The organism is Arenimonas oryziterrae DSM 21050 = YC6267 (genome assembly GCF_000420545.1).
In the GTDB taxonomy this organism is placed as follows: domain Bacteria; phylum Pseudomonadota; class Gammaproteobacteria; order Xanthomonadales; family Xanthomonadaceae; genus Arenimonas; species Arenimonas oryziterrae.
Map to the genome: position 1 here is coordinate 503,517 of NZ_ATVD01000003.1, position 23,392 is coordinate 526,908.

19 protein-coding genes are annotated in these 23,392 nt (G+C 66.9%); 12 read left to right on the plus strand and 7 right to left on the minus strand.

The window, feature by feature from the left end; genetic code table 11:
• Nucleotides 1–108: 108 nt before the first annotated feature.
• The 3 genes from katG to G467_RS16380 form a co-directional block, all read right to left on the minus strand.
• Nucleotides 109–2,304 (minus strand): catalase/peroxidase HPI, encoded by a 2,196-nt coding sequence (gene katG, locus G467_RS0110620; RefSeq protein WP_022969724.1) that lies wholly within the window; start codon nucleotides 2,302–2,304, stop codon nucleotides 109–111.
• Nucleotides 2,305–2,569: 265 nt separating this feature from the next.
• The gene (locus G467_RS16375) at nucleotides 2,570–3,649 is read right to left on the minus strand and encodes a fatty acid desaturase family protein (protein ID WP_022969725.1); all 1,080 of its coding nucleotides are present in this window, start codon (nucleotides 3,647–3,649) and stop codon (nucleotides 2,570–2,572) included.
• A gap of 63 nt (nucleotides 3,650–3,712) precedes the next feature.
• Nucleotides 3,713–4,804, minus strand: a complete 1,092-nt coding sequence (locus G467_RS16380) for a ferredoxin reductase (RefSeq protein WP_033397651.1) — start codon at nucleotides 4,802–4,804, stop codon at nucleotides 3,713–3,715.
• A gap of 135 nt (nucleotides 4,805–4,939) precedes the next feature.
• Here G467_RS16380 and fabR point away from each other — a divergent pair, with 135 nt between their 5' ends.
• The 6 genes from fabR to G467_RS16385 all read left to right on the plus strand — a co-directional run bounded on the left by fabR (nucleotide 4,940) and on the right by G467_RS16385 (nucleotide 12,230).
• Nucleotides 4,940–5,605: an HTH-type transcriptional repressor FabR gene (fabR, locus tag G467_RS0110635; protein ID WP_051130454.1), complete on the plus strand. Its 666-nt coding sequence runs from the start codon at nucleotides 4,940–4,942 to the stop codon at nucleotides 5,603–5,605.
• 79 nt (nucleotides 5,606–5,684) lie between these two features.
• Nucleotides 5,685–6,572: a class I SAM-dependent methyltransferase gene (locus G467_RS0110640; protein ID WP_022969728.1), complete on the plus strand. Its 888-nt coding sequence runs from the start codon at nucleotides 5,685–5,687 to the stop codon at nucleotides 6,570–6,572.
• Nucleotides 6,573–6,846: 274 nt separating this feature from the next.
• Nucleotides 6,847–7,257 carry a GntR family transcriptional regulator gene (locus G467_RS0110645; RefSeq protein WP_022969729.1) on the plus strand — a complete coding sequence of 137 codons (411 nt, stop codon included), beginning with the start codon at nucleotides 6,847–6,849 and terminating at the stop codon, nucleotides 7,255–7,257.
• A gap of 48 nt (nucleotides 7,258–7,305) precedes the next feature.
• The gene (locus G467_RS0110650; protein WP_033397652.1) at nucleotides 7,306–8,211 is read left to right on the plus strand and encodes an ABC transporter ATP-binding protein; all 906 of its coding nucleotides are present in this window, start codon (nucleotides 7,306–7,308) and stop codon (nucleotides 8,209–8,211) included.
• Nucleotides 8,212–8,240: 29 nt separating this feature from the next.
• Nucleotides 8,241–10,055, plus strand: a complete 1,815-nt coding sequence (locus G467_RS0110655; protein WP_022969731.1) for a hypothetical protein — start codon at nucleotides 8,241–8,243, stop codon at nucleotides 10,053–10,055.
• 63 nt (nucleotides 10,056–10,118) lie between these two features.
• On the plus strand, nucleotides 10,119–12,230 hold the full coding sequence (locus G467_RS16385) for a prolyl oligopeptidase family serine peptidase (RefSeq protein ID WP_022969732.1): 2,112 nt from the start codon (nucleotides 10,119–10,121) through the stop codon (nucleotides 12,228–12,230).
• 27 nt (nucleotides 12,231–12,257) lie between these two features.
• On the opposite strand, the gene G467_RS0110665 is transcribed toward G467_RS16385, so the two are convergent.
• The gene (locus G467_RS0110665) at nucleotides 12,258–14,006 is read right to left on the minus strand and encodes an ABC transporter ATP-binding protein (protein WP_022969733.1); all 1,749 of its coding nucleotides are present in this window, start codon (nucleotides 14,004–14,006) and stop codon (nucleotides 12,258–12,260) included.
• 57 nt (nucleotides 14,007–14,063) lie between these two features.
• Between G467_RS0110665 and G467_RS0110670 the strand changes: the two genes are divergently transcribed.
• Genes G467_RS0110670 through G467_RS0110680 form a run of 3 tightly spaced genes read left to right on the plus strand, consistent with a single transcriptional unit; the run spans nucleotide 14,064 to nucleotide 17,352 of the window.
• Nucleotides 14,064–14,609 (plus strand): pseudouridine synthase, encoded by a 546-nt coding sequence (locus G467_RS0110670; protein ID WP_022969734.1) that lies wholly within the window; start codon nucleotides 14,064–14,066, stop codon nucleotides 14,607–14,609.
• A 7-nt stretch (nucleotides 14,610–14,616) separates the two neighbouring features.
• Nucleotides 14,617–15,360, plus strand: a complete 744-nt coding sequence (locus G467_RS0110675) for a class I SAM-dependent methyltransferase (protein WP_022969735.1) — start codon at nucleotides 14,617–14,619, stop codon at nucleotides 15,358–15,360.
• Nucleotides 15,361–15,390: 30 nt separating this feature from the next.
• The gene (locus G467_RS0110680; RefSeq protein ID WP_211214060.1) at nucleotides 15,391–17,352 is read left to right on the plus strand and encodes a beta-propeller domain-containing protein; all 1,962 of its coding nucleotides are present in this window, start codon (nucleotides 15,391–15,393) and stop codon (nucleotides 17,350–17,352) included.
• A gap of 105 nt (nucleotides 17,353–17,457) precedes the next feature.
• On the opposite strand, the gene hrpB is transcribed toward G467_RS0110680, so the two are convergent.
• The gene (gene hrpB / locus G467_RS0110685; RefSeq protein ID WP_022969737.1) at nucleotides 17,458–19,995 is read right to left on the minus strand and encodes an ATP-dependent helicase HrpB; all 2,538 of its coding nucleotides are present in this window, start codon (nucleotides 19,993–19,995) and stop codon (nucleotides 17,458–17,460) included.
• 46 nt (nucleotides 19,996–20,041) lie between these two features.
• Between hrpB and G467_RS0110690 the strand changes: the two genes are divergently transcribed.
• A complete protein-coding gene (locus G467_RS0110690) occupies nucleotides 20,042–20,830 on the plus strand; it encodes a TatD family hydrolase (protein WP_022969738.1) in 789 nt (262 codons plus the stop codon).
• Between the two features lie 47 nt (nucleotides 20,831–20,877).
• Here the strand turns inward: G467_RS0110690 and G467_RS0110695 are convergent, their stop codons facing one another.
• Together G467_RS0110695 and G467_RS0110700 are read right to left on the minus strand one after the other, a co-directional pair.
• Nucleotides 20,878–21,189, minus strand: coding sequence for a hypothetical protein (locus G467_RS0110695; protein WP_022969739.1), 312 nt, complete (start codon nucleotides 21,187–21,189; stop codon nucleotides 20,878–20,880).
• A 121-nt stretch (nucleotides 21,190–21,310) separates the two neighbouring features.
• Nucleotides 21,311–22,210 carry a DUF2167 domain-containing protein gene (locus tag G467_RS0110700; protein ID WP_022969740.1) on the minus strand — a complete coding sequence of 300 codons (900 nt, stop codon included), beginning with the start codon at nucleotides 22,208–22,210 and terminating at the stop codon, nucleotides 21,311–21,313.
• Between the two features lie 160 nt (nucleotides 22,211–22,370).
• Here G467_RS0110700 and arfB point away from each other — a divergent pair, with 160 nt between their 5' ends.
• Nucleotides 22,371–22,799, plus strand: coding sequence for an alternative ribosome rescue aminoacyl-tRNA hydrolase ArfB (gene arfB, locus G467_RS0110705; protein ID WP_033397656.1), 429 nt, complete (start codon nucleotides 22,371–22,373; stop codon nucleotides 22,797–22,799).
• On the plus strand, nucleotides 22,796–23,389 hold the full coding sequence (locus tag G467_RS0110710; protein ID WP_022969741.1) for a 1-acyl-sn-glycerol-3-phosphate acyltransferase: 594 nt from the start codon (nucleotides 22,796–22,798) through the stop codon (nucleotides 23,387–23,389). Before arfB ends, G467_RS0110710 begins: the two co-directional genes overlap by 4 nt.
• Nucleotides 23,390–23,392: the final 3 nt, after the last annotated feature.

Below are 23,392 nucleotides of genomic sequence, written 5' to 3' on the forward strand. Positions count from 1 at the left end.
CGCTGGCCCTCGCATTTCAACCAAGCCGGTAACGTGCGGCGACTTGAAATGCGAGGGCCAGCGCGCCACTGGCGACACCGCCCACCGGTGCCGCCTTTTTCGCAAAAATCAAGCCAGATCGAACCGATCCAGATTCATCACCTTGCCAAACGCCTTCGCAAAATCCTGCGCAAACTTCTGCTGCGCATCGCTCGTGGCATAGGCTTCGGCCAACGAGCGCAATTGCGCATTCGAGCCGAACACCAGATCCACGATCGTGCCAGTCCACTTCACCTGGCCCGTCTTGCGATCCCGGCCTTCCAGCACGTCCTCGCTACCGGCCGCCTTCTGCCATTTCGTGCCCATATCGAGCAGATTCACGAAGAAGTCGTTGCTCAGCGTTTCCGGACGCTGCGTGAACACGCCGTGCTTGCTCTGGCCGACATTGGCATTGAGCACGCGCAGGCCACCGACGAGCACCGTCATTTCCGGCGCGCTGAGATTGAGCAACTGCGCCTTGTCCACCAGCAGCTCCGCGAGCTTGCTCTCCACGCCCTTGCGTGCGTAGTTGCGGAAGCCGTCCGCGATCGGCTCCAGCGGTGCGAACGAATCCACGTCCGTCTGGTCCTGACGCGCGTCCATGCGACCGGGCGAGAACGGCACCGTGACGTCGACGCCGCCTTTTTTCGCTGCGGCTTCGACCGCCGCGCAACCACCGAGCACGATCAGATCGGCCAGCGAGACTTTTTTGCCGCCTGTGGCCGAGGCATTGAACGCGCTCTGGATCGCTTCGAGCTTGGGCAGCACCTGCGCCAGTTGCGCCGGCTGATTGGCTGTCCAATCCTTCTGCGGCGCCAGACGGATTCGCGCGCCATTGGCGCCACCGCGCTTGTCGCTGCCGCGGAAGCTCGCGGCCGACGCCCAGGCCGTCGACACCAATTGCGAGATCGACAGACCGGAGGCGAGCAGTTTCGCCTTCAGCGCCGCGATGTCCTGCGCATCAATCAACGCGTGATCCACGGCCGGGATCGGGTCCTGCCAGATCAGCACTTCCGACGGCACCAGCTTGCCCAGATAGCGCGCGCGCGGACCCATGTCGCGATGCGTGAGCTTGAACCAGGCGCGCGCGAAGGCATCGGCGAATTCGGCCGGGTTGGCCATGAAGTGACGCGAGATCTTCTCGTAGGCCGGATCCATGCGCAGGGCCAGATCGGCCGTGGTCATCATCGGCGCGTGGCGGATCGCGGGATCGTGCGCATCGGGTACCGTTGTCGCGGCCGCCGGATCCTTGGGCTTCCACTGGTGCGCGCCGGCCGGGCTCTTGGTCAGTTCCCACTCGTAGCCGAACAGGGTTTCCCAATAGCTGTTGTCCCACTTCGTCGGCGTCGGTGTCCACGCGCCTTCGATGCCGCTGGTGATCGTGTGTCCGGCCATGCCGCTGGCATAACTGCTGATCCAGCCCAGGCCCTGATGCTCGAGATCGGAACCCTCGGGTTCGCGACCGACATGGGAGGCAGGACCGGCGCCGTGCGCCTTGCCGAAGGTGTGACCGCCCGCGACCAGGGCGACGGTCTCGTAGTCGTTCATCGCCATGCGCGCGAAGGTGTCGCGGATGTCACGCGCGGATGCGACCGGATCGGGCTTGCCGTTCGGGCCTTCCGGATTCACGTAGATCAGGCCCATCTGCACCGCGCCGAGCGGATTGGCCAGCTCGCGGTCGCCGCTGTAGCGCTGATCGCCGAGCCAGGTGGTTTCCGGGCCCCAATAGATTTCGTCTTCCGGCTCCCAGATGTCCGCGCGGCCGCCGCCGAAGCCGAAGGTCTTGAAGCCCATCGAATCCATCGCGACGTTGCCGGTGAGGATCAGCAGATCGGCCCAGGACAGTTTGCGACCGTACTTCTGCTTGATCGGCCACAGAAGGCGGCGTGCCTTGTCGAGATTGCCGTTGTCGGGCCAGCTGTTGAGCGGTGCGAATCGCTGTGCACCGGTGCCGCCGCCGCCGCGACCGTCGGCGATGCGATAGGTGCCGGCGGCATGCCAGGTCATGCGCACGAAGAACGGACCGTAGTGGCCGTAGTCCGCCGGCCACCAGTCCTGCGAATCGGTCATCAGTGCGGTGAGATCCTTGACCACGGCGTCGAGGTCGAGCGTCTTGAACTCCTCGGCGTACTTGAACTGGCTGCCCATCGGATTGCAGCGGTCGGACTGGCCGTGCAGGACCTTGAGGTTGAGCTGGTTGGGCCACCACGTGGTGTTGGACGGCGCGCCGGACACGGTGTGGCTGCCGGCGCCGCCCGAAAACGGGCACTTCGATTCGTTGGACATGGTTCTCTCCTTGGGTCGGGTGCACCGGAGTGCTCGGACCAGCTTGGAACACCCACGCTGATAGATGAAGTTCTTTGTTTCTATGACGGCTATAGCCCACGCATATCAGTTGTGCCGGCCACCGGGGGCGCGTGGCCGCCCGGCAGAGTGTGCGCCTTGCCGACGAAAGTCCTCCATGTTGCAGCGCATCGAGCTGATCGACGCGGCGTCCGTCGCACCGGCCGACGTGCCACACGCGCACTGAGGCCGGGCACCGGCGTCCGGACTATCCGGCGGTCGCCAGGCGCGGCTGGGTCGGCCAGGCGTGGCGGAACAATCGCGCCATCACGCCCGCGTACTGCCGGAGGAAACCGCCGGTGTTGTAGTGCACGCCGTAGCGCGCGCAGATGTCGCGCACCTGCGGCGCGATTTCCGCGTAGCGCGGCGCCGGCAGATCCGGGAACAGATGATGTTCGATCTGATGGCTCAGATGCCCGGTCAGCAGATGGAACAGGCGGCCGCCTTCGAGATTGCTTGAGCCCTGGATCTGGCGCAGGTACCACTGGCCGCGGGTTTCGTTCTCGACTTCGCGGCGCGTGTAGGTCTGCGCGTGTTCGGTCAGATGCCCGCAGAAGATGATCGCGTTCGTCCACAGGTTGCGCAGGCCGTTCGCGACCAGATTGCCCAGCAGCACGCGCGGCCACTGCCAGAACGCAAGCGCCGGAAAGAGCACGTAGTCCTTGAACAGCTGACGCCCCGCTTTGCGCAGGAACGGACGCATGCGCTCGCCGAACTCGGCGCGTTTCATGCGACCTTTGAGGAAGCGGCCGATCTTGATGTCATGCACCGCCACGCCCCACTGGAAATTCAACGCCAGCAGCAGGTACCACAGCGGCTGCAGCAGCGACGCCGGTGACCACTTCTGCTGCTCGCTCATGCGCAGCATGCCGTAGCCGAAGTCGTGGTCCTTGCCGAGGATGTTGGTGTGGTCGTGGTGTTCGACATTGTGCGAATGCCGCCAGTGCTCGCCGTCGCAGACGATGTCCCACTCGTAGGTCTGCGAGCTCAGCGACGGATCGTTCATCCAGTCGTACTGGCCATGCATGACGTTGTGGCCGATCTCCATGTTCTCGAGAATTTTCGCGAGTGCCAGACCGAGCACGCCGGCGATCCAGCTCACGGGTCCGAAGCCGAACATCAGCAGGCCGCGCCCGGCGATCGCCGTGCCCTGGGCGATGCCACGCATGCGTCGGATATGGCGTGCGTCGCGCTCGCCGACGTCGGCGAACGCGGCACGACGCACGGCGTCGAGTTCGGCGGCGAAGCGCGCGTAGGTGTCGGTATCGAATCGGACTTTGTCGGTCATGGTTCTTTTCCTGGACAGTCGACTCCCTCCCCCATCGGGAGAGGGCCGGGGTGAGGGGTCGCGCTACAAGGCCAGTTCCACCGCGCCCAGCGGCGCGGCGATGCACAGTTGAATCAGTTCTTCGCCCGGCCCCGAGGTCTCGCCGGTGAGCAGATTGACCACGCTGCCGCTGCGCTTGCGGCACTGGCAGGTGCGGCAGATGCCGCGCCGGCAACCGAAACGTGGCGCGAGGCCGGCCGCTTCCGCGGCTTCGAGCAGGGATTGACCGGCGCGCGCGGCGAAGCGCGTGCCCGAGGTCGCGAAAGCGATGGCATGTTCCGCGGCCTGCGGATCGATCGGCGCCGCACGCCGGCCGAAACTTTCGCGGTGCAAGCGCGCGCCGCTGCCGGCCTGCGCATGCATCGCCTCGATCCGGCGCATGAAATCGTCGGGGCCGCACAGCAGGGTTTCCCGCGCGGCCCAGTCGGGCACGAGGCGCGCGATCGTCGCGTCATCCAGGCGGCCGTCGGTTTGGCTCAGATGCCAATGCAGGCGCAGCGTGGGCCAGGTCCGGGCCAATGCCTGCAGCTCTGCCGCGAAAATCCGGTCCGCCGGCGCGCGCGCGGCATGCACGAGGACCACGTCGCGCCTGGCGTCTTCCGTGGCGAGCGTTTGTAGCAAGGCCATCATCGGCGTGATGCCGCTGCCGGCCGCGAGCAGCAGAAGCGGGCCGTCGCCCTGCGGCGCAAACGTGCCCTGCGCCGCACCGAGACCGACGATGTCGCCCGGCTGCAAGGCATGCACCGCCACGGACACGGCGCCTGCGGTCTGGCGCTTGATCGTCAGACGCAGCTGGCCGTCGGCGCGCGGGGCCTGCGAAAAACTGAAGCAGCGCGCCTGGCGAACCCCGGCGACGTCGAGTTCCAGCAGGACGTGCTGGCCGGCCCGAAAGCCAGCGAAGCGCGCATTGGGCTGCAACCACAGGCTGAGCACGCCCGGCGCCTCGTCGACGGTGCGAAGTACCCGGGCCCGCGTTTGGGTGAACGACCATACCGGATTGACCGCGCGCGCCAAGCGGCCCCAGGCCTCGGCGTCATTGAGCGGTGCCAGCAAGGGATGACGCCATAGTCCTCGCAGGGCGCGACGGGGCAGGGCAGCAGCGGCGGGCTGGGTCATCACCGGACTCCGGATTTACAGTAAACATATGTTTACCGAAAAATCGTAGAGTTTCCACTCCAGGCCGCCGGCCCGGGTGCCGCCTATACTGGCCCGGGCAGCCAGCGGGCTGCCGTCCCGCTCCGGAGCTGCCTTTTGCCCTCGACGCCTCCCCTGCCCTTGCGCGCCGCCGCGCCCACCCCGGGCACGCGCATCGAACGCAAGGAACGCACGCGCCAGCGCCTGATCGAAGCCGCGCTGGCCCTGCTTGGCGAAGGGCGTGGCTACACCTCGTTGAGCCTGCGCGAGATCACGCGCGCGGCCGGCGTCGTGCCGGCGGCGTTCTACCGGCATTTCCGCGACCTCGACGAACTGGGTCTGGCCCTGGTCGAGATGGGCGGCGTGACGCTGCGCCGGCTGTTGCGCGAAGCCCGTCGTGACGGCATTCCGCCGACCGACATGCTGCGCGGCTCGGTGCTGATCTATAAGCGTTTCGTCGAAGAGCGCCCGTTGGTGTTCCGCTTCATCGCCAGCGAACGCGGCGGCGGCTCGCCGGTGATCCGCGCGGCGATCCGTACCGAAGAAAGCCATTTCGCGTCCGAGATGGCGCAGGATCTGCGCGCGCTCGGCACCCTGCCCGACCTGTCCAGTGCGAGCCTGCAGATGATCTGCGGTCTGGTCGTGGCGACGATGCTCAATGCCGCCTCCGACATCCTCGACCTGCCACCCGGCCAGCCCACGCCCGAGCACGAGCTGGTGGAGAATTTCGTGCGCCAGCTGCGCCTGGTCTTTCTCGGTGCGCGGCACTGGCGCGAGGCCTGAGTCGCGCCGGGAAAGCGTCATCCGATCTTTCCCGACCTGATCCATAATCGAACGACCCCACCCCTGTCCGGAGTTGCGCATGCGAGTGCCTGTCACGATCGTCCTGTCGGCGTTGTTGCTCAGTGCCTGCGGTCAGCGCGGCCAGGAAGCGGCCAGCCCGAAGCCGCCCATGCCGGCCGACGCCGGTAGTCCAGAAGTGCAGGCAGCGCTCGCGCATCCGCTCGATCGCATCCTCGCCGGCGACTGGCGCGACGAGAAGAACAAGGCACGCGACGTCTACCGGCATCCGCGCGAAACGCTGGCGTTTTTCGGTGTCGCGCGCGGCCAGAACGTCATCGAGATCTGGCCCGGCGGCGGCTGGTACGCGGAAATTCTCGCGCCGCTCATGCGCGATGCCGGCGACTACACCGCGATCATTCCCGATCCGAGCAAGCTCGCCGATGCCGAGGCGCAGGCCGCGACCGCCAAACGCAATCAGGCCCTGCGCGAGAAGTTCGGGGCACGTGGCGATATCTTCGATCGCGCACGCCTGATCGAAGTGGATACGAACGCGCCCGTGCTCGGTGCACCGGGTTCGGCCGATGTCGTGCTCACCTTCCGCAACGTGCACAACTGGGTCATGGACGGACAGGAGAAGGCGATGTTTGCGGCGTTCTTCGCCGTGCTCAAGCCGGGCGGCACGCTGGGCGTCGTCGATCATCGCGCGCGTCCCGGCGCCCCGGCCGAAGAAATGAAGACCAGCGGCTATCTGCCCGAGGACTACGTGATCGAGCTGGCGAAGGCGGCGGGCTTCGAGCTGGTCGAAAAGAGCGAGATCAATGCCAATCCCAAGGACACCAAGGACTACCCCGGCGGTGTCTGGACCTTGCCGCCGAGCCTGAAGGAAGGCGATGTCGATCGCGCGAAATATCTGGCGATCGGCGAAAGCGATCGCATGACGCTGCGGTTTGTGAAGCCCAAGCCTTAAAAGCAGCCCCTCATCCGCCCTGCGGGCACCTTCTCCCCGGTGGGGAGAAGGCAACAGCTTCCCCTCATCCGCCCTGCGGGCACCTTCTCCCCGGTGGGGAGAAGGGAGGCTTGCGGCGGCAGGTGACTCCCTCTCCCGCTCGCGGGAGAGGGCCGGGGTGAGGGCGCGCTTCCCGGCTTTCGTCGGCGAAATCCGGGTTCCGTCGCACAGGGCTTGACTTCCCCAATCGGCTGTCTGTACTGTACTAACACACACAGTACAGGCAGGACAGCCAATGGCCCGCACCCAAGCCCTGATGATCGAGATCGCCACCGGCGATCCGCGTCCGATCAGCAAGCAGATCGTCGACGGCGTGCGCATGAAGGTCGCGACCGGCGAACTGCAGCTGGGCATGCAGCTGCCCAGCGTGCGCGGCCTCGCCCAGCAGCTGGCCATCAATCCCAACACCGTCGCCAAGGCCTATGCCGAACTCACCAGCGAAGGCTGGCTGGAGTCCCGCCAGGGCCTGGGCCTGTTCGTCGCGCCGCCGCGCCAGCGGCTAAGTGCGAGCGAACGCGACAAGCGCTTCGACGAGGCGGTGAACCGTTTCGTGCATGAAGTCGTCGCGCTCGACATCGGCGCCGAGCAGGTGCTCGCCCGTCTCGACGCTGAACTGCTCGCCTTCGCGCCAAAAAAAACCGCCTGACCCCCTCTGACCCCGACGCCGGCCCCGATGCCGGCCTGTGAGAACGCCATGTCCGACTTCGTCATCGAAACCCAGGGACTGAGCAAACGCTACGGCGGCAAGCTCGCCCTCAATCATCTCGACCTGCAGATTCCGCGCGGGCGCATCCACGCCATCGTCGGTGCCAACGGCGCCGGCAAGTCCACGCTGTTCCGGATACTGCTGGGCTTTCTCGCACCGACCGCCGGCAGCTCGCGCCTGCTCGGCTGCGATTCGCAGAAGCTCACCACCGCCTTGCGCAGCCGCATCGGCTTCGTCAACGAGGAACACACCTTGCCCGGCTGGATGACGGTCAAGGACGTCGTCGCGATGCAGCGCCGCCACTATCCGCGCTGGAACGAAGACGCGTTCAAGAACATTCTCGGCAACTACCACGTGCTGCCGGAACAGAAAGTCGGCCAGCTCTCGCGCGGCGAACGCGCCGGCCTGAATCTCGCGCTGGCGCTGGCGCAGAGTCCGGAGTTGCTCGTGCTCGATGAGCCCACGCTCGGTCTCGACGTCGTCGCCAAGCGCGCCTTCCTCGAATCGCTGCTGTATTCGAACGCGAGCGAGGAGTGCACGATCATCTACTGTTCGCACCAGATGGAGGAGATCGAGCGCGTCGCCGACAACCTCATCATCCTCGAGCGCGGCGAACTCAAGAACATGTCGCCGCCGGACGCCTTCTGCGAGCGCGTGCGCTACTGGATCGCCGACATGCCGTTCAAGGGACCGGAGCAACACCTGGTGCCGGGCCTGCTGCAGGTGCAGCGCATCGACGGCCTGTTCCACTACGTCGTCATCGATCAGGACGACGACTTCGCCGACTTCCTGCGCGCACACGGCGCCCGCAGCGTGCAGAGCATGCCGGTCAGTCTGGACCGGGCCGTCAATGGCTTCCTGGCCAAGAACCACGCAGCGCCGGCCGCGGCCTGAGCGACGCAACAGCATCGAGGGGAATCATCATGTGGGATCTGTTCAAAGCTGAATTTCTGCGCTTCCGCACCTGGGCGATCGTGTTCGCCGTCGTGCATCTGCTCGTCCTGGGTTTCATGACCCGGGTCGTCGACCTCGCGCAGCAGCCCGATGTCGTCTATCAGGTCATCGGCGGTTTGTACGTGCTCACCGGCCTGCTGCTGGGTCTGTATCAGATGGGCGGCTATCGTCGTCCGAACGCGTGGCTGAATCTGTTGCACCGGCCCTTGCCGCACGCACAGATCGCGGCGGCGCTGTTTGGTGCCGGCGCGGTCGTGCTGGTCATCGGCGTGGCTTTGCCGCCGCTGGTCATCGCCGGCTGGCAGGAAACGATGACGGCGCGCGTACTCGACACGCGGCATTTGTGGCTGGTGCTGTCGACGGCCTTGATCGCCTGGTGCGGCTATCTTGCCGGCGGCTATGCGATGCTCGGACACAAGCGCTACGGCGCGAGTGCACTGGTGTTCCTGGCTCTACTGATGGCCAGTAATGCCGTCGGACTGGGCGCGATCGCCGTGCAGCTCATCGTGCTGGCTTGGCTGGGCACGATGATCGTGTCCGCGTTCAAGCCCGATCTCAGCTCGCCGCCGCAACACCTGGTCGGCATCGTCGCAACCGCGCTGCCGCTGCAGATGGCGGCCTGGATGCTGTTCATGCTGATCTGCTTCGGCGCCGAGATGCTCTGGATCATGCAGGGCACGCATCCCAACAATCTGCCGACGCCGATCCCGGGCAGCGCCAAGGAAGCCGACAACGCCGAACCCAAGGACCTGATCATCGCCGGCCTGCGCCAGAGCACTGCCGCCGAAGCACCGCTGTGGCGCGAGCAGGCGGCGATCTCGGACGTGTTCCAGATGGCGACGAATGTGCGCTGGAATCCGGTGCGCAACGAGCTCACCAACAAGAATCCGATGGAGTTCGACGACGAGACGCGGCGTATCCGCTGGGTGTTCAGTCACGACAGCATGCGTTTCGAAGGCTACAGCCTCGCCGACTTCCGCGCGGTCGGTCGCCTGGGCGTCGATGGCGACGGCGCGTTCCCGTCGCCGCCGGCGATCGGTCCGATGAATTCGCTGATCAGCCGCGACACGGTGTTCCAGTACGACAGCGACGCCAAGCTGGTGCTGCCGCGCCTGCGCGTGCCGGCCGGCGAAACCATCACCGCGATCGAGACCTTCGACGAACGCGTGCTGCTGATGAGCGATCGCGCCCTGTACTTCTACGACATCCGCGAACTGCACAACGGCGACGGCGTGCTGACGCCGCGCGCGCACGTGCCGGTGCCGGGCAAGACCGGCAATCTCGAGCGCGTCGATGTCATGGAACTGCTCGACGGCTATCTGGTGTCCTTCGTCTACAGCCGCTATTCGCACAATGGCGACAGCCCGGCGTTCCAGGAAGTCCTGCGCGTCGACGAGCACGACCGCACGGTCTCGGTCGGTCATCGCGAGTTGGGCATCGGCTACGGACCGGTGTTCCGCTATTCCAACTGGTATCTCTCGCCGGTTTTGTTCAAGGTGCAGAAGGTCGCGGTGAATCTGTTCGCCGGTTACGTGCCGGTGCGCGATTTCCAGCGGCCGCCGGTGCTGCCGGCGGCCGTGGCGATCGCGGCCGGCATGGCGTTGCTGTCGCTGCTGGGCGGGATCTGGCGCACGCAACGCGTGACCCTGTCGCTGCCGGCGCGGTTGAGCTGGATCCTCGCGTGCTTCGTGCTCGGTCCGCCGGCACTGTTCAGTCTGTGGCTGTTGTATCCCGAGCGCGAGCGCCTCGACGATCTGCCGATCGCGTCCGCGACGACGGCCTGAGCGACCGAAACCATCATCGGTCCGCCGCGCCAGCTGGCGCGGTGGGCCTTGCAGGAGAAACCCATGAAGACGTTCCCGAAATCGCTCGGGGCGCGGCTCGCCGCGTCCCTGCTGACCGGGCTGGTGATGTCGACGCTGCTCGCGTTCGCCGGTCCGGTGCGCGCCGACGACGAAGCCGCCGCGCTCAAAGCCGCCGTCGCCGCCGAACGCCAGCGCGCGCGGGCGCCGCGCCTGGCGCGCAGTGCCTTTCTCTCGCGCAGCAACCAGGGCGACACCGCGCTCTCGCCCGATGGTCGGCAACTGGCCTACCTGCGCGAGCAGGGCGAGCATCGCAGCGTCTGGATGCTGCCGACTGCCGGCGGCGATGCCCGCCGCGTGCTGCTGGAAACCGACGCCAGCCAGATCGCGTGGTCGCGCGACGGTCGTTGGCTGCTGCTGATCTCGCCGCGCCAGGTGTTCAGGCTCGCGGCGACCGGCAGCGCGGGCTCGGGCATCGTCACCGTGTTGGGCGAGCGCACGCGGCGCGAATTCTTCGGCGTGGATTCGTCGCGTCCGGCGGCGATCCTGGTGCGGGAAGTGCCGCCGGTGGTGTCGCGCGCGCCCAAACGTTGGCGCCTGTGGCGCGTGGACTTGCAGGGCCGGCAAACCCTGCTGCGCGAGGACGCGACGGCGATCGTCGACGCGGCTTTCGATCCTGCGGGGCGACTGGCGTTCCTGCTGCGCGCCGAAGGCGATGGCCAGGTCATCCAGCGCGTGGACGCCGGCGGAGCCGTGCATCCGATCGCGCGCTGCGAGCGCATGACCCGTTGCCTGTTCCTGGCCACGAGCGAGGATGGCCGTGATCTGCTGTTGCGCACGAATCTCGGCGGCGACCTCATGCGGCCGGTGCGGATGTCGCCCGACGGCGCGCTGAGCGTGCTGCACGAAGACCCGCGCGGCGAGGCCGACGTCGATGGCATCGCACTCGATCCGGTCACGCGGCAGCCGCTGATCGCGAGTTACCGCAGCACCGTGGCAGCGAGCTACGGCCTGACACCGGACAGCCAGCGTCTGGTCGAAACGATCAAGCGCCTGTTTCCGCAGCGCAATCTGCAGATCGATGTCGGCGTTGGTCCCGACGCGCGCTGGCTGGTGCACGAGCGCTCGGGTTCGCTGCGTGGCGAGCGTCTGCATTTGTTCGATCCCGCCCAGGGCAGCGCGCGCCGCGTGCTCGCGGATGTGCGCTGGGACTTCGACCAACGGCCGCAGCCGGCGATCCCGGAGTCGGCGATGGCGCGCAAGATCGCCTTTTCCTACCGCGCGTCCGACGGCATGCGCCTGCACGGCTTCCTGATGGTGCCGCCGGGCGTGGATGCGGCGAAAGCGCCGCTGGTGGCCAGCGTGCACGGCGGTCCGTTCAATCTCGTGCGGCCGAGTTTCAGCAATGACGGCCAGTTTCTCGCCAATCGCGGCTATGTGGTGTTCCAGCCGAACTTCCGCGGTTCCACCGGTCTGGGCAAGCGCTATCTGTTCGCCGCCAACGGCGACTTCGGCAACGGTCGCGTGCAGCGCGATATCGTCGAAGGCGTGCGCTATCTGCTCGCGCAGGGCATCGGCGATGCGGAGCGCGTGGGCATCACCGGTGCCTCGTTCGGCGGCTATTCGACCCTGCTCGGGGTGACGTTTCAGCCGGAGCTGTTCAAGGTCGGCATCGCCGGCGTGCCGCCTGCGGATTTCGGCTGGGTGCTGCGCGAATACGTCGGTACCGGCACGGAAATGGTACCTGGCGTGCCGATCGCGACGAGCATGCGGGATCTGTCGCTGGACCCCGCCGACCGCGTGATCGCGCAGCGTCTCACCGCGCAATCACCGATCGCCAATGCCGAAAAACTACGCCGGCCGCTGTTGATGCTTGCCGGCGGCGAAGACGAGCGCGTGCCGATCCGCGGCGTGACCCATTACGCGGCCAAGCTGCATGCGCTGCACAAGGACGTCAGCCTGTTCGTCGATGCGCAGGCCGGCCACAGCGCTACCGACGTGCACACGCGCGAGGCCTATTTCTATCTCATGGAATGGATGCTGCACCGGAATCTTGGCGGTCCCGCACCGACGCCGCCGGACCGCGAACTGCGCGAGCACCTGCGCAAGAACCTGCGCCTGGCGGGCAAGGACCTGCAGTCCCTCGTTGCGCCCTGACGGGCGCGCCCGGCGCAGCGGGCGGACTTACGCTTCGCCGGTTTGCAGACGCCACAGCGCGGCGTAGAAACCGTTGCGGGCGACGAGTTCGTCGTGCGTGCCGCTCTCGACGATGCGGCCGGCATCGAGCACGTGGATGGCATCGGCCTGGCGGACGGTCGACAGGCGGTGCGCCACGATCAACGTCGTGCGCTGGTGCGTGATGCGGGCGAGCGAGCGCTGGATCGCCGCTTCGGTTTCGTTGTCGACGGCCGAGGTCGCCTCATCGAGCACGAGGATCGCCGGATCGCGGTACAGCGCGCGCGCCAGTGCAATGCGCTGGCGCTGGCCGCCGGACAGTTGCGCACCGCGCTCGCCGACCGCGCTGGCATAGCCCTGCGGCAGCGCCGCAACGAAATCATGCGCTTCCGCCGCACGCGCGGCGGCTTCGACTTTCGCCAGATCCGGCACGCGTTCGCCGTAGGCGATGTTGTCGGCGATCGTGCCGTCGGTCAGGAACGGATCCTGCGCCACGTAACCGATCACCCGCCGCAACGCCGCGGGATCGAGCGCCGCGATATCCATGCCGTCCAGGCGGATGCGACCCGCGTCGGGATCGATGAAGCGCAGCAGCAGCTTGAGCAAGGTGCTCTTGCCGCCCCCGGTGCCGCCAACCAGGGCGACCGTCTGTCCAGCCGGCACTCGCAGGCTGATGTCCTGCACTGCCGGGCGCGCATCGTAGGAAAAGCCCACGTTCTCGAACGCCAGCGCGCCTTTGGCCGGCGCCGCCGGTTGCGCGTTGCCGCGCACGGGCAGTTTCGTTTCCAGCAGATCCATGACGCGATTGGCCGAGGCCATCGCGCGCTGGTACAGGTCGGTCATATCGGCCAGGCGCGTGAGCGGCCAGAGCAGACGCTGGGTGAGATACACGAGCGCCGAATAACTGCCGACGCCGAGCTTGCCGTTGAGCGCCAGCCAGCCGCCGTACAACAGCGTCGCGATGAAGCCCGCGAGCACGGCCATGCGGATGACCGGCGTGATCGCCGCCGAGACGCGAATCGCGGCCGCATTGCGCTGGCGGAAGTCGTCCGAGGCCGCGCGCACATGTTCGGCTTCGAACGCTTCGGCGGTGTAGGCCTGGATGGTCGCCATGCCGGCGAGATTGTTGTTGAGCCGCGAAGACACGGTCGCGGCGGCATCGCGGGCGGCGGCATAACGCGGATACAGGCGTTTCTGGAACCAGAACGCGCCGAGCAGGATTAGCGGAATCGGCAGCAGGGCGAGCACGGCGAGGTCGGCGGTGAGGGCGAAAAACACCGCGCCAACCATCAGCGAAGAACAGAACACCTGGATCAGGTCGTTCGCGCCGGTGTTGAGGAAGCGTTCGATCTGGTTGACGTCCTCGTTCATCAGCGCCATCAGCCGGCCGCTGCGCTCGCGCGCGATCGTGTCCGGCGGCAACGCCTGCAAGTGCGCGTAGGCGGCATTGCGCAGCGTGTGCTGCAGGTCCTGGGCCAGGCCGCGCCATTTGAGCGCGTACAGGTATTCGAAGATCGATTCGAACACCCAGACCGCGACGGTCAGTGCGACCAGGGCATAGAGCTGGTGCATCGGGTCGACCAGCCCGAGCCGGGCCAGGAACGAGGCCTGGCGGTTCACGACCACGTCGACCGCCACGCCGATCAGCAATTCGGGCAGTACGTCGAAGAATTTGTTCAGAACTGAGTAGACCGTGCCCAGGGCGGCGTCGCGGCGGTAGGGGCGGGCGAAGGCGAACAGGCGACGGAGCGGATGCATCGGACGATTCTTGCCTCGGGGAGCCTGCGGCATTCTCGCATGGGCTAGACTGGGGCCATGCTGATCGCCTTCAACAAGCCCTACGGCGTGTTGTGCCAATTCACCGATGACTCGGTGCCGCCGCGTCCTACCCTGGCCGGCTTCGAGTTGCCGGCGGGCGTGTACGCCGCCGGGCGACTGGATTTTGATTCCGAAGGCCTGCTGCTGCTGTCCGACGACGGCCCGCGCATCGCGCAGATCAGTTCGCCGAAATTCAAATGGCCCAAGACCTATCTGGTCCAGGTCGAAGGCGAGGCCAAGGACGAACACCTCGATGCGCTGCGCAAGGGCGTCATGCTCAACGACGGCCTGACCCAGCCTGCGCAGGCGTCCGCCCTGCAATCGGTGCCCGACTGGCTGTGGCCGCGCGATCCGCCGATCCGCACGCGCAAGACCGTGCCCGATAGCTATATCGAGCTGACCATTCGCGAAGGCCGCAACCGCCAGGTGCGGCGCATGACTGCGGCCGTCGGTTTGCCGACTTTGCGCCTGGTGCGCATTTCGATCGGTCCGCACCGCCTCGATGGCCTGGCCTCGGGGGCCTGGCGCAAGGAACCCGTTTAGGCGCGGCATGAGTTTCAAGGATCATTTTTCCGGCCATGCGGCGGTTTATGCCCAGGCCCGGCCCACGTATCCCGCTGCGTTGTTCGACTGGCTGGCTGCGCAATGCACCGGACAGGGGCTCGTCTGGGATGCCGGTTGCGGCAATGGTCAGGCCAGCGTCGCGCTGGCCGGGCATTTCGACGCGGTGTTCGCCACCGACCCCAGCGCCACGCAAGTCGACGCCGCGCCCGCGCATCCGAAGATCCGCTATGCCGTCGAACCGGCGGAAGCGTGTTCGCTCGACGCGGCCAGCGCGGACCTCATCACCGTGGCGCAGGCCCTGCACTGGTTCGACCACGCGCGCTTTTACGCCGAAGTGCGGCGCGTGCTGCGGCCCGGCGGCGTCATCGCGGCATGGACGTACGAACGCTCGTCGGTCTCGCCGGCGGTGGATGCCGTGTTCGCGCGCTTGTATCTGGGCGAGCTTGGCGACTACTGGCCGCCGGAACGCCGGCATGTCGAGGCGGGCTACGCGACCTTGCCGTTTCCGTTCGACGTGATTCCCGCGCCCTCGTTCGAACTGCGCTGCGACTGGACCTTGCCGCAGTACCTCGCGTACCTGCGCAGCTGGTCGGCGAGCCAGCGCTATCTCAAGGCCACGGGCCGCGATGCGGTGGGCGACATCGCCGAGGCGATGGAGCAAGCTTGGGGCGATCCCGACGCCGTGCGCACCGTGGCGTGGCCGATGACGATGAAGGCGGGGCGGGTCTGAGGCGCTCGGCATCCTCACCGCCAAGAACACGTGGCGATCAAAAAAGGAATTTGTAACGTGAAAAATTGGCTAGTCTCGGTTCTTCTGGCGACAGCGGCCCTCCTGCCGTCCGCGAGCGCCGCACAGGCGCAGACCTTGCCCGCCTTCACCAGCGAGACCGAGTTCCAGGCATATCTGGGGAGACTCCAGCGCGAAGATCAGGCCAAGCGGAAGGCCGATGAGGCGAAGCGCAAGCAGAAGGCAGCCATGCCCGTCTCTGCGCCCACGGCCTCTCCGGATGTTTCGTCAGTGGAATCGAACACGATCCTGACCGAAGCGCAGATTGACCGAATCCCGGTCGGCAAGAACGTCACCTCGCTTGCGCTTCTCGCACCGGGCACGACTGGCTCCGACGAAGGCGAATCCGACAACATCACCAACGTACAGACAGCGGGCGTGGACGAAGGCGGAATCGTCAAGAAGCTCGGCGAGTTCCTGATCGTCCTGCGTCGCGGCCACCTGTTTAGCCTGCACGCTACCGACAGCGACTTGCGCGCGGTCTCCACGATCAATGCCTATGGCCCGGACATCTCCCCGGACGATTCCTGGTACGACGAAATGCTGGTCAGTGGCCGCACGATCGTCGTGGTCGGCTACAGCTATGACCGGGGCGGCACCGAGCTGGGCATCTTCGATATCGATGACGCCGGCGTCCTGTCCTACCGGGCGACGCATCAGTTGCGCAGCAATGACTACTATTCGGCGCGCAACTACGCGAGCCGGCTGGTGGGCAAGACCCTGATCTTCTATTCGCCCCTCTCGCTCGATGTCTACGCGCCCGCCAACGAATCTTTGCCTGCTGTTCGTCATTGGGATAGCGCGGGTGGAAACGTTCCGTTCGAGCGCTCCCTGCCGGCGACGCGAATCTATCGCTCCGGCTATGACCACCTGAGCGATCCCACGCTGCATACGGTCACCCGGTGCGAGATCGGCGCGGGCCGGGCGCTTGATTGCGCGTCAACAGCCGTCATCGGTTCCTGGGGCAGCGAGTTCTACGTGTCCGAGAACGCGGTATATGTTTGGACGATGCAAGACGAGGGGGAAACCACGACGAACGATCGCGCCCGGTCCTCGGTGCTGCGCCTGCCGCTCGATGGTTCCGCGCCCGCCGCGCTGCGCGTCGAGGGTTCCCCGATCGACCAGCTGTCCTTCCTAGAACGCGACGGCTATCTCAATGTCCTGATCAATGGCGATGGCGTGGGCGGACGGATGTGGAGCTCGTTGCGCACGCCCGAAGACCTGGCCCTGCTGCGCGTGCCGCTCACGGCGTTCGGCGGGACGCGCGCGCGGGCCGGACGCAGTGCCTACCGGGATCTGCCGACGTTCGGAGGCCGATGGTTGCCCGAACAGAACCGTTACATCGGCGATTGGCTGCTCTATGGCAGCGAGTCCGAGCGCAGCCCGCTAACGGCGGTGCGTTTTGCACAGAACCGGCCGGTGATTCGCCGCGAGTTGGGTCACGGGACGGAGCGGATCGAAGCCATGGGCGACGATGCGGTGGTGGTAGGTAGCCAGAGCAAGGATCTGGTCTTCACCAGTCTTGACCTGGACGCGGACGTTCGCATCGCTTCCCGCTTCGTGCAGAAGGACAGTGCCCAGTCGGACAGCCGCACGCATGGGTTTTTCTACCGGCCTACCGGACCGGATGAAGGGTTGCTCGGCTTGCCTATCCTCGGCCGTGAACCCCGTACCGCGTCCGTGAAGTTCCTGCGCAACCAAGCGCTCACGCTCGGCGATCTTGGCGCACTGGTAGCGGCGTCGGCAAAACCCGCCGACGATGACTGCCAGGCAAGTTGCGTGGACTGGTATGGCAATGCCCGGCCCATTTTCGCGGGTGAGCGTGTCTACGCTTTGATGGGCTACGAGTTGGTCGAAGGCGCGCTGCGTGACGGTCGCATCACCGAGCGTCGGCGAATTGATTTCGCGCCCAAGGCGGTCAAGGCGGCGAAGTGACCTGGCGATGAAAAATCGCCAGCGCAGGGGCGAAAGCCCTATGTCTGGCGAGACGTGCGAAATCGCGGTCAGGCCCGCTCCCACGGGAGCAGCCCAAGATCGGAGTCAGGTGCCGCGCGGTTTGGCGCGGTGCGTGGCCGTGGCGGTCCACGGATCCTCCGGCCACGGGTGACGCGGGTAGCGGCCTTTCATTTCCTTTTTCACTTCCGGGTAGGTGCGTTCCCAGAAGCCCTTGAGGTCTTGCGTGACCTGCAAGGGTTTTCCGCCCGGCGAGAGCAGATGCAGGATCACCGGCACGCGGCCGTCGGCGATGCGCGGCGTGTCGGCGAGGCCGAACAGTTCCTGCAACTTCACCGCGAGCACCGGCGGCGCGGCCTGGCCGTGATCGTCGATGACATAGGTGATCGCGCGCTCCATGCCCGACGGCACGGTAAGGCGCGTCGGTGCGAGCTGGTCGATCTTCTGGCGTTGCGACCAGTCCAGTTGCGAGCGCAAGGCATCGCCCAACTCGGATTCGCTCAGCGCATCGAGCCGGGTCTTTCCTGACAGCGCTGGCTTAAGCCAGGTAGCGAGCGTGGCGAGCAACGCGTCCTCGCCAAAATCCGGCAAGGCCATATCCGGAAACCACTGCCGCACGCAACGCACGCGCGCGACAAACTGCTGCAGGCCTTCGGTCCAAGGCAGGGAGGCCAGGCCCAGGTCAGCGACGGCCTCGCACAGCGCCTGCGCCGCAAGCGCCGGATCGGGACGGCCCGCGGGTTTGCTCGACAGCACGATGCGATCGAAGCGTTTTTCGCGGCGTGCGATCAACGCGCGGGTGTCGACATCCCAGCGCACGAAATCGCGCTCGACGAAACGCGCGGGAAAATCACGCTCCAGGCGCGCTTCGTCCAGCGGTGCGGCGCGCAGCACGAGCGAGTCCTTGGCGTCGAAGCGCAGTTCGCTGGCGACGATCCAGGGTTCGCCGTACAGCGCGCTGTCGTCGAGCAGGCGCGCCATGCGACCGTTGGCGAGCTGATAGCGACGCGCATCGCCGGGATGCTGGCGCGCGATGCGTTCGGGGAACGCGTGCAGCAGCAGGTCGCCGAGCAGGTGCGCGGGAATCGAGGCCGGTGAAACATGCTCGCAACGGAGGCGGCGGCGCCATTGTTTTGCCGCCTGGTCGATCGCGGCGAGGGAGCCGGTGTTGGCGCTAGGGACAGGTTTATCGCGGTCAGGCCCGCTCCCACGATGGCTCCCGCGCGGTGTGCGGAACGCGGCGAGCGCGTGCCAGCGCGATTGCCAGTCGTCGCGTCGCGGGCCGGTCAGCGGATCGCGCGCTTCGATGAGCGCGGCGAGATCGCAGGCGAGCGCGCGTTCGTCGTCGCTGCGTGCGGCGAGCAGCATCGCGGCCAGGCGCGGATGCGTGCCCAGGGCGAGCAGGCGACGCCCGAAGGCGGTGATGCGGCGGTCGCCGTCGATGGCTTCGAGACGTTGCAGCAATTCGTCGGCCGCCGCGAGCGCGCCGCTCGGCGGTGCGTCGGGAAAGCGCAGCGCGTCACTGCCCCAGGCGGCGAGTTCGAGACGAAGCGCGGTCAGTTCGGTCTGCGCGATTTCCGGCGTGCGCATCGGTTCGAGCCGTTGCGACTGCGGCCACAGGCGATAGGCAAACCCCTCGGCGACGCGCCCGGCGCGGCCAGCGCGCTGGTCGGCCGAGGCCTGCGAGATCGCGACGGTTTCCAGGCGCGAGAAGCCGCTGTTGGGATCGAAGCGCGGCTCGCGCGCCAGGCCGGCGTCGATGACCACGCGCACGCCGGGCAGGGTCACGCTCGATTCGGCGACATTGGTTGCGAGCACGATGCGCCGGCGACCGTCGGGATCGGCGGCGAGGGCGGAGCTTTGTTTTTCCATCGACAATTCGCCGTGCAGCGGCACGAGCGCGATGTCGTTGGGCAGGGACGCGAGCAGGCGCTCGGCATCGCCGATCTCGCGTTGACCGGGCAGAAAGACCAGCACGTCGCCCGGATGCGCGGCGAGCGTGTGTTCGACGCAGCGCTTGAGCTGGAACAGCAAGGCCTCGTCGCGCCGTGCCGCGTAGTGCGCGATCTCGACCGGGTAGCTGCGGCCGGCCGAGGTCAGGCGCGGCGCGTCGAGAAAACGCGCGAGTTTCTCGCCATCGAGCGTCGCCGACATCACCAGCAGGCGCAGGTCCGGCCGCAGTTGTGCCTGGACATCCAGGGCCAGCGCGAGCCCGAGGTCGCCGGCGAGGTGGCGTTCGTGGAATTCGTCGAAGACGATCGCGGCGACGCCGTCGAGCGTCGGGTCGTCCTGGATCAGGCGCGTGAGGATGCCTTCGGTGACCACTTCCACGCGGGTCCGGACCGAGACCCGATTTTCGAAACGGATGCGATAACCGATCGTGTCGCCGACCGGTTCGCCCAGTTGCGCGGCCATGAATCCCGCCGCCGCACGTGCGGCGACGCGACGCGGTTCGAGCATCAGGATCTTGCCGTCGCCGCGCCAGTCCGCACCCAGCAGGGCCAGCGGCACCTGCGTGGTCTTGCCGGCGCCGGGCGGGGCTTCGAGGACGAGGCGGGTCTGCGTGGACAGCGTCGCCAGCAGGTCGGGCAGCAGCGTTCGAATGGGAAAGTCGGGCAGGGTCACGGCGCAAGGATACGGTGCGCGCTGCGGCCGCGCTAAACTTCCTGCCATGGACCTTATCGATATCGGCGCCAACCTGGGCCACGAAAGCTTCGCCCACGATTTCGATGCGGTGCTGGCGCGTGCGCGCGCGGCCGGCATCGTGCATATGGTGGTGACCGGCGCCAGCCGCGAGGGCTCGCGTCAGGCGCTCGAGATCGCGCGCGCGCAGCCGGGCTTCCTGTCGGCGACCGCAGGCGTGCATCCGCACCATGCCGTGGAATACACCGACGAGGCCGATGCGGAGCTGCGCGCCTTGCACCGCGCGCCGGAAATCGTCGCGGTCGGCGAATGCGGATTGGACTATCACCGCGATTTTTCGCCGCGTCCGGCCCAGCGCCAGGCCTTCGAGCGCCAGCTGCAGATCGCCGCCGATACCGGCAAGCCCTTGTTCCTGCACCAGCGCGAGGCGCATGCCGATTTCCTGGCGATCCTGAAGAACTTCGCCGGCCGCCTCGGTCCTGCGGTCGTGCACTGTTTCACCGGCACCCGCGAGGAATTGCACGACTGCCTCGATGCCGGCTACTACATCGGCATCACCGGCTGGCTGTGCGACGAGCGCCGCGGCCTGCATCTGCGGGAAATGGTCCGCGATATTCCGGCCGACCGTCTGATGATCGAGACCGACGCGCCCTATCTGCTGCCGCGCACCGTGCGTCCGCTTCCCTCGCACCGGCGCAATGAGCCGATGTATCTGCGGCATATCGTCGAAGAACTGGCGAAGGATCGCGGCGAAGCGCCGGAGATCACGGCGGCAGCGGCCACAGCCGCTGCCCGCCGGTTTTTTGCGTTGCCGTAACGCGTGCCGTCACGGGCCGGTGCGGCCATCCAGGCCGCGGAGAACACTTAGCCGCGCGCTTTCCAGCTCAGCGATTTGCCGTTCGCGCCGCGGGTCACCACGATGTTTTCTTCGCCGGCCGCGCAGGCTTCGGCGGCGGCCGCCATCAGTTTGCTGCGCAGGCCGTTGATCTGCGTGGCGTCGTTGACGATGAGGATGCGGGCCACGTCGTCGGGCGTGGGCTGGCTGGGATTGTTGCAGGCGATGGTGAGGGAGTTCTCGGTTTCCGCGCGCACTTCCACGGTCGGAAATTCCTGTTTGGCGGTCGCGGCGGCGCTGACGAGTACGACGGAAATCGCGACAAGGTGCTTGAGGTTCATTGTGCGTCTCCTGGCGGTTTCGGCGGGCGGCGCATTGCCGCCCTGTCCCGAGATCGCATCGTTCTCCCTCGCCGGGGCGAGGGCATGTGCAGGAGGTCGGGGTGCCGAAAGAGGGGCCGCGTCAGCGCACCGTATTGTTCTTGTCGCGGCCGCCGCCGAACAGTTTTTTCACGAACGCGCCGATGGCGACAAGACCGACCACGAGGAATTTCTTCAGGCCCAGCAGCAACAGGCCGAGCTTGGCGAACAGGCCCGATTTGGCCGCGATGCCGCCGCCGACGAGTGCCGCCAGACCGTAGGCGGCGAGCTTGTCGCTGCCGGGCTGGAAATCGGCATAACGCGCACCGGAATCGAACTGCGCCATCGGCAGCACCTGGTCCATGCCGGCCTTGACCGGCGCCAGTTCGCTCATGCCCGCGATCGCGTTCAGGCTCAGGAAGCCTTTGCGGCCGAGCACGCGGATGTCGTAGTTGAGCGTGTTCTGCGCGACGCCGTCGAAATGCAGTTCCTTGGCCCAGTACAGGCGCTTGCCGCTGGCGTCGTAACGCGGCGGCTGCGCCCAGCCGATCAGCTCGACCGTTTCGTACCCGTTCTTCTTGCGCTCTTCGTTGCCGTCGCTCGTGTCTTGCTTGAGCTCGGCGAGCATCTTGGTGTAATCGATTTCCTGCGCGTCTTCGTCGGAGACGTAGCCTTCGTCGGAATACGTCACCAGCACGGCCCAACTGTGGTCGGAGTCGAGCGGCGCGTTGTCGGGAACGAGCAGGCCGAGCACTTCGTCGTCGGGCGGATTGCCCCACAGCTCTTCGAGCACGCGGCGCGTGTCGTCGTGACCGAGATAGCGAAAGCCGGGGGCGACCTGCAGATGCGCGGCGGCGCTGGGCAGCGCGATCTCGCCGGTCTGGAAATGCAGCGACTGCACGAACTGGCGCAGTTTCGCGGCATCGGCCGCTTCTTCCTGGGCCGCGGCCGACGACGTCCACACGGCGCAGGCCAGCAAGGCCGCGCGCAGAATCTGATGCATTGAAGTCCCCCGAGACGGGCGTTGCCGCCGATGTTGAGCGCCCTAGACTGCCCAAGCCTCGTCGCCCGGGCAAGCGTATGGTTTTTCGCTGGCCGGGGCCGTGCATGGGCCGGCGGGATTCCCTTGGCGCGCGCGCGGCGATTCGGGAATACTGGGGAGTATGCTTTTCATCCATTCCGGTCTTTCCCTGCCCGCCCATGAGCTGGTCGAACGCTTCGTGCGTGCGAGCGGCCCGGGCGGCCAGAACGTCAACAAGGTCGCCACCGCGGTCGAGCTGCGCTTCGATGCGAAGAACTCGCCCTCGTTGAACGAGGCCCTGCGCGAGCGACTGCTGGCGCGGCGCGATCGCCGCATCACCGACGAAGGTGTCGTCGTCATCAGCGCGCAGCGTTTCCGCACGCAGGAGCGCAACCGCGAGGACGCGCGCGAACGCTTGGTCGCGCTGATCCAGGCCGCCGAACACGTGCCCAAGAAGCGCATCGCGACCAAACCCAGCAAGGGCGCCAAGGAGCGCCGGCTGACCGGCAAGCGCGAACGCTCGACGATCAAGAGCGGTCGCGGGTCGCGCGGCTGGGAGCGCGACGCATGAGGCGCGTCGTTCCCGACCTGCCGCCGAACGCCGCCCGCAGCGGCGGCAATGCTTTCACGCGCTGGATCGGGCGCAGCGTTCTGCGCGTCGGCGGCTGGCGCATGGTCGGGCAGTGGCCGGATCTGCCGAAGATGGTCGTCATCGTCGCGCCGCATTCTTCGGGCTGGGATGCGATCTGGGGCATCGCCGCCAAGGTCGCGCTCGGCGTGCATATCGTTTTCATCGGCAAGGCCGAGCTGTTTCGCGGTCCGCTGGGCTGGCTGCTGCGCTGCTTCGGCGGCATGCCGGTGGACCGCAGCGCGCCGGCGGGCATCGTCGACCAGGTCGCGCAGCAGATCCGCGACGCCGAGCGCATGTGGTTCGTGCTCGCGCCCGAAGGCACGCGGCGCAAGGTCACGAAGTGGAAGTCGGGCTTCTGGAAAATCGCCAAGCGCGCCGATGTGCCGGTGTTCTGCGCGTGGTTCCACTATCCCGAAAAAATCATCGGCCTGGGCCCGATCGTCGAACTCAGCGATGACATGGAAGGCGATCTCGTGCGCATCCGGCAGATGTTCGCGCCGCACCTGGGCAAGAATCGCGGCGCGGTGTGAGGC